Here is an 8171-nt window from a genome sequence, read left to right on the forward strand (position 1 = left end):
GCCGCGCGTACTGCCGAGCCGGCCGATCACAGCGGGAGCGTTATGCCGAGTTCCTGCATGGCGGTGGAGGGCGGTCCGCCCTCTGAGCGTTCGGTCTTGTAGCCCTTAACTCGAGCTTTGAGGGTTCGCGGATCGACGGCTTCGGCGGGGGCGCTTTTGGCGTACAGGCCCTCCGGCTCGCTGTCGCGGTCGTGGGGCAGGAGCCAGAAGACGCGGCGGCGGAAGGTGCCGGAGGCGCGGGAGGCTTTGGCCGTGGTGTCGAGGAGGGCGTAGCCGACCATGCGGCCATCGCGGTGGTAGGCGGGACGGCCTTTGCGGGTGGGCAGGCGGTCCAGGCTCTGGCGGACGTAGTCGAGGTCGGTGATGTCTTCCAGCCAGACGAGGTCGGCTTCGTGGCTGATCTCGGCTTCTTCGATCAGGGAGCTCATGCGTCGGGTTCCCTCTCCTGGTCGGTGAGCAGTCCGATGCCGGGGTAGTGCTTGCGCTGGTTGGACAGGATCATCTGCTTGGGCGAGGCCAGGCCGACGAGTTCCCGGGTGCGGGCGGCGAACGCCCGCGAGGACATCGCCGGTGCGCCTTCATTCTGGCACCAGGTCCGGTAGACGGCGTAGAGGGCGGTCTGCTCGGCGCGCAGTTCGGAGGCGAGGGTGCAGCATTCTTCGTAGAAGCGGCCGGTGTGGTCTTCGGTTTCCGCGTAGGCGGTGGTGGCGATGCGGACGCGTTCGGGGCCGGTGAGGTCGCGGTCGCCCGCGAGGTAGCGGCGGGCGCCGTCGATGAGCCAGCCCAGGATGCCGGGGCCTTCTTCGGTGACGAGGATGTCCGCCAGGTTGTCGATCTTGCGGTGGTCGGGGACGATCCGCTCGAAGGGGATCAGCCGCATGCGGCGCCAGAACGCGAAGCCGCCGGTGCCGACTTCGGGGCGGTGGTTGCCCAGCAGCCACAGTTTGTGGGTGGGTTCGAAGCTGAAGAAGTCCTGGCGCATACGGCGGGCCTTGATGCGGTCGCCGCCGGTGAGGAGTTTGACGCGGGCCTCGTCGAACTTGTCTCCGTGTTTGACCTCGGAGCAGACGATGACGCGCCGGCCGTGGAGTTCGGCCAGGTCGGTGGGGTGGCCTTCGTAGGGGCGGGCCATCAGGAAGCCGGGCGGGGCCGCGTCCGCGTAGTCCCCCAGCAGCTTCATGAGGACGTCCAGGAGGACGGATTTGCCGTTCTTGCCGGAGCCGAAGAGGAAGGGCAGGACCTGGCCGCCGACGTCGCCGGTGACGGAGTAGCCCAGCAGCAGCTGCAGGTAGGAGATCATCTGCCGGTCTTCGGCATCCGCGCCGAAGGTGTCGGTCAGGAAGCGTTCCCAGCGCGGGGTGGGCAGCGCCTGGGGGCCGACGGTGGTGGAGCGGGAGTGGAAGTCCTTGTTGGGGTCTGGGGTTTTGACCAGTCCGGTGCGCAGGTCGACGATGCCGTCTGGGGTGCACAGGGCGTAGGGGTCGGCGTCCAGGAGCGCGGCGTTGAGGACCATGCCGGGGGCGGACTTGGCCTGGGTGAGCATGGCGTTGATGCCGGTGGTGGACAGGGCGCGGCGGCGGTGTGACTGCAGGGATTGGGTGGTGAACAGGCCGCGCGGGTCGTGGGTGGCGATGGCTTCGGCGAGGTCGCCGGCGGCCCACAGGACGGTGTCGTCCTCGTCGATCTGCCAGCGGGTGGTGTCCCACCGGTACCAGCCGATGCCTGGGACGTGCCGGTAGTCGTTGGCATACAGCTTGACGAAGAGCTTGGCGTTGCCGCGGTCGGTGAGGGTGTCGGGCAGCAGCCCGGCAGAGGTCGCTTCCCCGGCAGCCGCCCGGGAGACGTCGACCTGGGCGGGCAGGGCGACGGTGGTGGCCGGGGCTGGGCGCGGCTGGTTACGGATCTGGGCGGCAACGGCTTCGGGGTCGAACTCGAAGAGGGCCTCGGTCTCGTTGCCGTGCGATGTCATCGGGGGCCCCTTCGCGTGTGGAGGGGGTGTTGGCGGCCGGCGGCCATGCCGCTGCGGATGATCTGAGCGGCGCGGCGCTCCTGGCCCGGGCGGGCGGCGGTCGCGGCCTGCGTAAGGGCCTGCTCGGCTTCGTCCTCGGTGAGGCGGCCTGCTGCAACCAGGCCGCCGAGGGTGTAGGCGGCGCGATTGAGCGTGTCGGAAAACCCGGCACCTTCTGGAACGCGGCCGCAGTCCTCGATGGGGGCCAGGACGGAGGCGAGCACGTTCTGGGTGCCCTCGCGGCCGCCGCCTGCGACCAGGACGGCCTGCTGCGCACGTGGCGGGACCGGCCGTGGTGCCGGAATGCTGGGGGCCGGCAGGTGGCCGGTGCGTTCGAGCTCCTGGGCAAGCCAGGTGGGCAGTGCGGCCGGCTCGCGGACGCTGTCGAGCGGGGTGTAGGTACCAGCGCGGGTAGTGGTGCCCGGGGCGACGATGTAGCCGCCGTGGGCGCGGACGTCGACCTGCCAGGCCAACGCGGTGCCCTGGCTCGAGCCTGAAGAGCAGCGCCAGCGGCGGTTGTCGGCCCGGTACCAGACGTGCAGGCCGCCTGAGGGGGTGCGGACGCGCAGCGTGGTGTCATCTTCTGCGGGACTGCGCTGGCCGCGCAGGGCGGCCAGGACGGCGAGGGTGTGGAAGCCGTTCGCCAGGCCGGTGAGGTCGACATGGTCGCCGATCGGGATACCGGGCAGGATCCGGTCCCGAGTGGGCGGCTGGGTGGAGTGGGCGTCGATGTCGATGACGACCAGGCCGGCCGGGCCGCAGGCGACACCGACGCCGAACTCCGGATGAGGACCCCACCACTGGGTGATACGGCGCTGGTCGAGGGTCGCGGCGTGGAAGCCGTGGCACCAACGGCCTGCGGGGAGGCAGGGGCACTCGGCGGGCGGGTGCGGGTTGATGCGGCACTGGGAGCAGTTCGCGGCTGGAGTCTTGCGGCCGGCTGCGAGGGGGTGCACGGGCCAGCCGCGGCGCGCGCACCAGCTGGCGGTCGCCAGGGTGGCAGCGACTGAAGGTTCAAGGGCGGGCGGCCGTGGGTCGCTGTCAGAAAAGCGCAGCTCAGCAGGCATTCGCACCCCCTATCAGCGACCGAAGCGACTCAACGACGGACACAGCCTAGCGAACGTGGCGCGTGTGGTCGCGGAGCACATGCGAAAGAACCCTCATGCCGTGTCGATGATGCGACTGGAGGTGCAGTTGCAGCGACCCAGCGGACCTGGCAGCGACTGGGTGCTTTCAGTCGCTGTCGTCCCACGTCGCAGAAAGCCGCAGGTGAGGCACTATCCAGGAACCAGAACAGCGACTGAAGCGACTGAAGCTTGCTATATATAACGCACACGCGCACACATGAATGTCCTCATATACCCCGGACTTGAGTCGCTTCAGTCGCTGGCCATAGCTGAATGGCGCTTTGACCTGCATGTTTGCATTATCCGCAAGCAGCGACCGAGCAGTCGCTGAGTAGCTGAGCCTTCAGTCGCTACCTCCGTTCCCTGCAGCGACTCAAGCGACCGAAGCGACCGAACTTCAGACAAGCCGAACCGAAGACCGCAGCTGGCTTCGGGGCCGCAGGGCTGCACACGGTTCTCCCCGAGCACACGTGAAACGACTGCTCCAGCTGCCTCCCAGGCGACCTACCGACAGCGAGGGGACCGTTTCTCCCACCAAGGCAGCTTCCGTACGCGATGCATGAGGCGCAACGAACTACTTTCGCCACCAGCCCAGCGGATTGATCTGCTGTGCGAGGAGCGCAGTCTGCACCTCCGTCAACCAACTGCCGTTATCTATCCCCGCCCCCAACCAGTCGCTGCGCCCTGGCCGTGCCCACCGTCCAGGACGAGCCGCACCGAGTACGGAACGTCGGCTCAGGGCCACCCGGGCGACTCGCACGCCGCTCCAGGTGACGGGACGCTCCCCCGCGGGACAGACCGGGCAGGAGGCCTCAGAACGGGGGCTCGTCGTGTCGTCAGGTACCGTCCGACAGCTCGAGCGGGCGGGTGGTGTACCGCTGGAGGACGGCCAGGGCGTCCTCGACGCGGTCGACGTCGATGAGGTAGCCGGCCAGGTCATGACTGTTCGCATGGGCGTGCTGTTCGAGGACCGCGATCGCCTCCTCGGTGCGTCCGGCGCCAGCGAGCAACTCAGCGATGTGCGGCGCCGCGTACGAGGTGGCGCCGTCGGGATGGGAGCGGACCTGTGTGATCGCTTCGTCGACGCCGTCGCGGGCGGCGATCAGCGGCAGCCGTATCCAGTACAGGTCCCAGTCCTCCTCGCCCCCGCGGGCGGCGTCGAGGGCGTTGAGGTGTGTCAGGCCGTCCCCGGGGCGGCCCCGGTCGAGGCACAGGTCGGACAGAGTATGGAGAGTCCAGTCGTCCCCGTTGTGGGCGTCGTCCTGGACACGCATCACGTCGATCGCTTCGTTCCCCCGGCCGTGCCGGACGAGGAGCTGCGCGAGCTCGAAAGCCGAGTTGGGGTCGCGGGTCACGGGTCCGTTGGCCTGCCGGTATGCGGCGATCGCCCCTTCCACGTCGCCGCGCTCCTCCAGCAACCTCGCGAGCGCCTGTACGGCGTACCTCGAGTCATCAGTCGCCGCGGCTGCCCGAAGCTCGTCGAGCCGGCCGTGCCGTGCCAGCAGCCCGGCTGGCAACTATGCGCCTCCGAAGGCCGCCTCCGACCTGGCCCGCATGGCGACGGCCAGGTCGGAGGCCTCCCGCACCTATCCCTCTGTCCGGTGCCGGTAGGAGCGCGCCGGGCACAGGCCGGGGAGTTGGGCACCCCCACAGTCCGCACATGCTGCCTGCATGTGGGCCAGCTTTGAAGCCTTTTCGAAGGCGCGGCGTCGCGCGGTCGCCTGCTCACGCTGACCGTGGCCAGCGAGCCCGGCCGCGTCGGCTTCCTGCCCACGAGCAGCATGTCCCCGCTGCTGCCCGCACCGGCTGGTACCCGGGATGGTACCTATAGCGGTACCGTAGGGGTTATGCCAGCACTCAATGTGGAATTCAGCCCGGAAGAGATGGCCCGGCTGCGCGAGCGGGCCACCATCGCCGGTAAGAGCCTCAAGCAGCACGTGCACGACGTCACCGTCGAGGAAGCCGACCGGATCGCCTTCGTCGAGGGCGCGATCGCCGAGGCTGAACGCATCCTGCCCGACGTGACCGATCGATTCCCCGCCGGCCTGCGGTGAGCCCGATCATCCGCGTCGACGTCGGCTGGGTTCTACAGATCCAGTCCGCCCTCGCTCCGCTCAACATCCCCATCAACGACTGGGGCGCCCTCGGCTTCATGGCGCAGCGCCATCAGTTCGAACGCGAACGCGGCAATCTCTACTACGAGCAGGTATCCGCGCGCGCCGCCACCTTCCTGCACACCGCGCTGCTGCTGCGCCCCTTCGCCGACTACAACCTCGTCATCGGCTGGGGCTGCACCAGCCAGTACATGAACGTCTCCGGCCAGCCGGTTCGGGCAAAGGACGGCGACCTCTACGAGCTCGCCGGAGCCGTCCGCGCCCAGGAAGCTGACCTACGGGACGTTGCGCAGCACCTCGAATCCTGGACAAGCGCTTGAGTGCACCACCCCATCGGCACCGATGCCTGCCGAGGAAGCCCACAGGAGCGCCCAGCCCGGGCAACCCTCCGTCAACGCCCGGCAACACTGCGCAGCCGGCGTCGGCATAGGGCAGGCTGCCAACTCTCGAAACACGTCCCTGTCGATTTCAGCCGTCACAGTGGCCCCAGCCGGGGCCGCTACCGCGTACAGCCGGAGCCGGGTCGGGTACGGGAGCGTAAGACCCGCGCCGCCCGCACGTACCGCAGCCCTGTCACGGAGGCCGCGATCCAGCGGCACGCATGAGTCCACCGTCTGAAGGAATCGCGCGGAAGTACGACCACAGGAGGAGCCCGGCCACCCCCCACGGTCGCAAGGCCTCTCACATGGGCGTGCCTCGGATTGCGACTCCGGCTGTACACGATGGCGACCCAAGGGCGATGTGGCAGCGCGTGCCCCGCGCCGAGCATGGCCGGGTGACCGAGAACATCATGGGACTGCACATGTCCCTTCTGGAAGTCCTTGTCTTGCTGGGTGCCGTCGCGCTGGTGGTGGCGCGCTGGCTTCCCCCTGCCGTCCGCCCACGCGTCACGATCGCGGCGGGGGCAGTGTTCGTGCTGTCCGCGATCGTGCTGAGCGTGGTGGGCATCCGCTGGCAGCTGCTGCCAGTACTGGCAGGCACTGTCGTCGCGTTGCCGTTCACCCTCTCTCCCCTGCTGCGACGCCATACCGGCCGGCCGACGTGGCGGGCCCGGTGGTGGCTGGCCTTGCCCGGGTCGGTGGCCTGCGTCGGCCTGATCGCCACAGGTCCGGTGGCCGCCTGGGCCTTTCCCGTACCCGTGTTCCCCGAGCCGTCAGGCCGTTTCGCGGTCGGCACCCGCGTGGTGCAGTGGACCGACCCACGCCGCCCCGAGACCTTCACCGCCGATCCGCACGACCGGCGCACGGTCGTGGTCCAGCTCTGGTACCCCGCGCAGAAGAGCCCCGCAGGCACGCAGCGGGCCCAGTACCTCGGGCGCACGGAGCACGAGGCGCGCACCGTCTCCGACGCCCTCGCCCGAGCGGTCGGCCTGCCTGGCTTCCTGGTCGACGGCATCCCACGTGCCCACACCCATTCGGTCTTCAACGCCCCGGTGGCCGACGGGGGCGGACGCTTCCCGGTCGTGCTGTTCTCCCCCGGGTCGGGCGGAGTGCGCACCCAGAACACCGCCTGGGCGGAGGAACTGGCCAGCCGCGGCTATGTGGTCGCCGCCCTCGACCACCCGTACGATTCCGCCGCCGTCGTCCTCACCGACGGCCGAACGATTCACACCAAGACCACCTCCACCGGCGACCGGAACAAGGACAACAAGCTGGCGGCCCGCTGGACGGCTGTTCGGGCCGCCGACCTCAGCTTCGTCCTCACCCAGCTGGACCACCTAGACCGAGGTGAGATTGCCGGCCCGCTGACCCGACGCCTGGACACTGGCCGGGTCGCGGTCACCGGCCACTCCATGGGTGGTGCCGCCGCCCTGCAGGCAGCCCGGCAGGACCACCGGTTCGACGCCGTCATCGATCTGGACGGCTACCCCCACGGCCCCACCTCCCCCTCCCTCCACCAGCCGACACTCGCGCTCACCCAGGCCATCACCCCCGAAACCGACCCGCACTACATACCCCGCCTCACCAAGGCCCTCAAGCTCAACACCGCGACGAGCTACCGGCTCACCATCCCCGGCGCCGCACACCTCACCTTCATGGACGGCCCCCTGTACCTGCCGCCTGTGCCCTCGATAGTCGGCTCCCTGGGCCGCACCGAGAGCCCGCGCGTCGTCGCCGCAACCACTCTCGCCTTCCTGGACACCACCCTGCGGGACAAACCCGGTGACCTGGCCGGGGTCCTGTCGGCCTACGGCGACCTCAGCGTCTACCGCCCAAGCAACAACCGCTGATCGGCTGGGCGGCGGCAGCCGACGGCACGGCCGTTCCCCTTCCCAGCCGGAGTGCAGTCCGCGGTGCCGCCCCCGCCGCGGACCAGCGCGCCAGGCCGATCTGCCGACAGGTGGCCGACGCGTCCAATGAACCCGTGCAATCCGGCGGTTCGCGGCGGCGCGAATCCAATCAGATCCGATGGTGATTGCTGACAGGGTTTGACGACAGATAGGGTCCGATCCTCCCTACGGCAGGGGCCCTCGGTGGCGAACCTGGTCTACAAGCAGGTGTCGACCGACCAGCAGTCGACCGCCCGGCAGTGCGGGTGCCGATAAATCATCCGGCAAGGTCACGGCCTTGATCACTATCTCGGGCCGCACCGCGCCGCGCGTCCCGGTGTTTTCACGCGGACCGCGGACCGCGGACCGCGGCATCATGATCCGTCGTGCCCCTGCGCCTGGCCTACGTCGCCGCGACCCACACCTTGACGCTCCTTCGCCTGCTGCCCATGAGCGACCGCGATAAGGACATCGAGATCCTTGCCCTGCGGCACCAACTGCTGGTCCTGCAACGTCAGGTCGGCAAGCCCGCGTTCACCAACACCCACTGCCTCATCCTCGCCGGCCTGCTCCACCGCCTCCCGAGAGACAGGCTGCGACAGCTCCTGCTGCTGGTACAGCCGGACACGATCTTGCGCTGGCACCGCGATCTG

At 69.3% G+C, this 8171-nt stretch carries 7 protein-coding genes and 1 pseudogene; 4 read left to right on the forward strand and 4 right to left on the reverse strand.

Features of this window, described 5'->3' with window-relative positions; all coding sequences use genetic code 11:
• Positions 1–26 precede the first annotated feature (26 nt).
• The 4 genes from KUM49_RS20735 to KUM49_RS20750 all read right to left on the reverse strand — a co-directional run bounded on the left by KUM49_RS20735 (position 27) and on the right by KUM49_RS20750 (position 4652).
• Positions 27–428 carry a DUF6009 family protein gene (locus KUM49_RS20735; protein WP_217238385.1) on the reverse strand — a complete coding sequence of 134 codons (402 nt, stop codon included), beginning with the start codon at positions 426–428 and terminating at the stop codon, positions 27–29.
• Positions 425–1969: a phage/plasmid primase, P4 family gene (locus KUM49_RS20740; protein ID WP_217238386.1), complete on the reverse strand. Its 1545-nt coding sequence runs from the start codon at positions 1967–1969 to the stop codon at positions 425–427. The genes KUM49_RS20735 and KUM49_RS20740 overlap by 4 nt, the downstream gene beginning before the upstream one ends.
• Entirely contained in the window at positions 1966–3075 is a 1110-nt protein-coding gene (locus tag KUM49_RS20745; RefSeq protein ID WP_217238387.1) for a bifunctional DNA primase/polymerase, read from the reverse strand. The genes KUM49_RS20740 and KUM49_RS20745 overlap by 4 nt, the downstream gene beginning before the upstream one ends.
• A gap of 896 nt (positions 3076–3971) precedes the next feature.
• Entirely contained in the window at positions 3972–4652 is a 681-nt protein-coding gene (locus KUM49_RS20750) for a lipopolysaccharide assembly protein LapB (protein WP_217238388.1), read from the reverse strand.
• A 330-nt stretch (positions 4653–4982) separates the two neighbouring features.
• Here KUM49_RS20750 and KUM49_RS20755 point away from each other — a divergent pair, with 330 nt between their 5' ends.
• The 4 genes and pseudogenes from KUM49_RS20755 to KUM49_RS20770 form a co-directional block, all read left to right on the forward strand.
• Positions 4983–5189 carry a hypothetical protein gene (locus tag KUM49_RS20755; RefSeq protein WP_217238389.1) on the forward strand — a complete coding sequence of 69 codons (207 nt, stop codon included), beginning with the start codon at positions 4983–4985 and terminating at the stop codon, positions 5187–5189.
• Positions 5186–5569 (forward strand): hypothetical protein, encoded by a 384-nt coding sequence (locus tag KUM49_RS20760; protein ID WP_217238390.1) that lies wholly within the window; start codon positions 5186–5188, stop codon positions 5567–5569. Before KUM49_RS20755 ends, KUM49_RS20760 begins: the two co-directional genes overlap by 4 nt.
• A 419-nt stretch (positions 5570–5988) precedes the next feature.
• A complete protein-coding gene (locus KUM49_RS20765; protein ID WP_217238391.1) occupies positions 5989–7479 on the forward strand; it encodes a dienelactone hydrolase family protein in 1491 nt (496 codons plus the stop codon).
• A 425-nt stretch (positions 7480–7904) separates the two neighbouring features.
• Positions 7905–8171: pseudogene (locus KUM49_RS20770) on the forward strand (integrase); the annotation flags it as partial.

It is taken from the genome of Streptomyces sp. AC555_RSS877 (genome assembly GCF_019049245.1).
GTDB lineage: Bacteria > Actinomycetota > Actinomycetes > Streptomycetales > Streptomycetaceae > Streptomyces.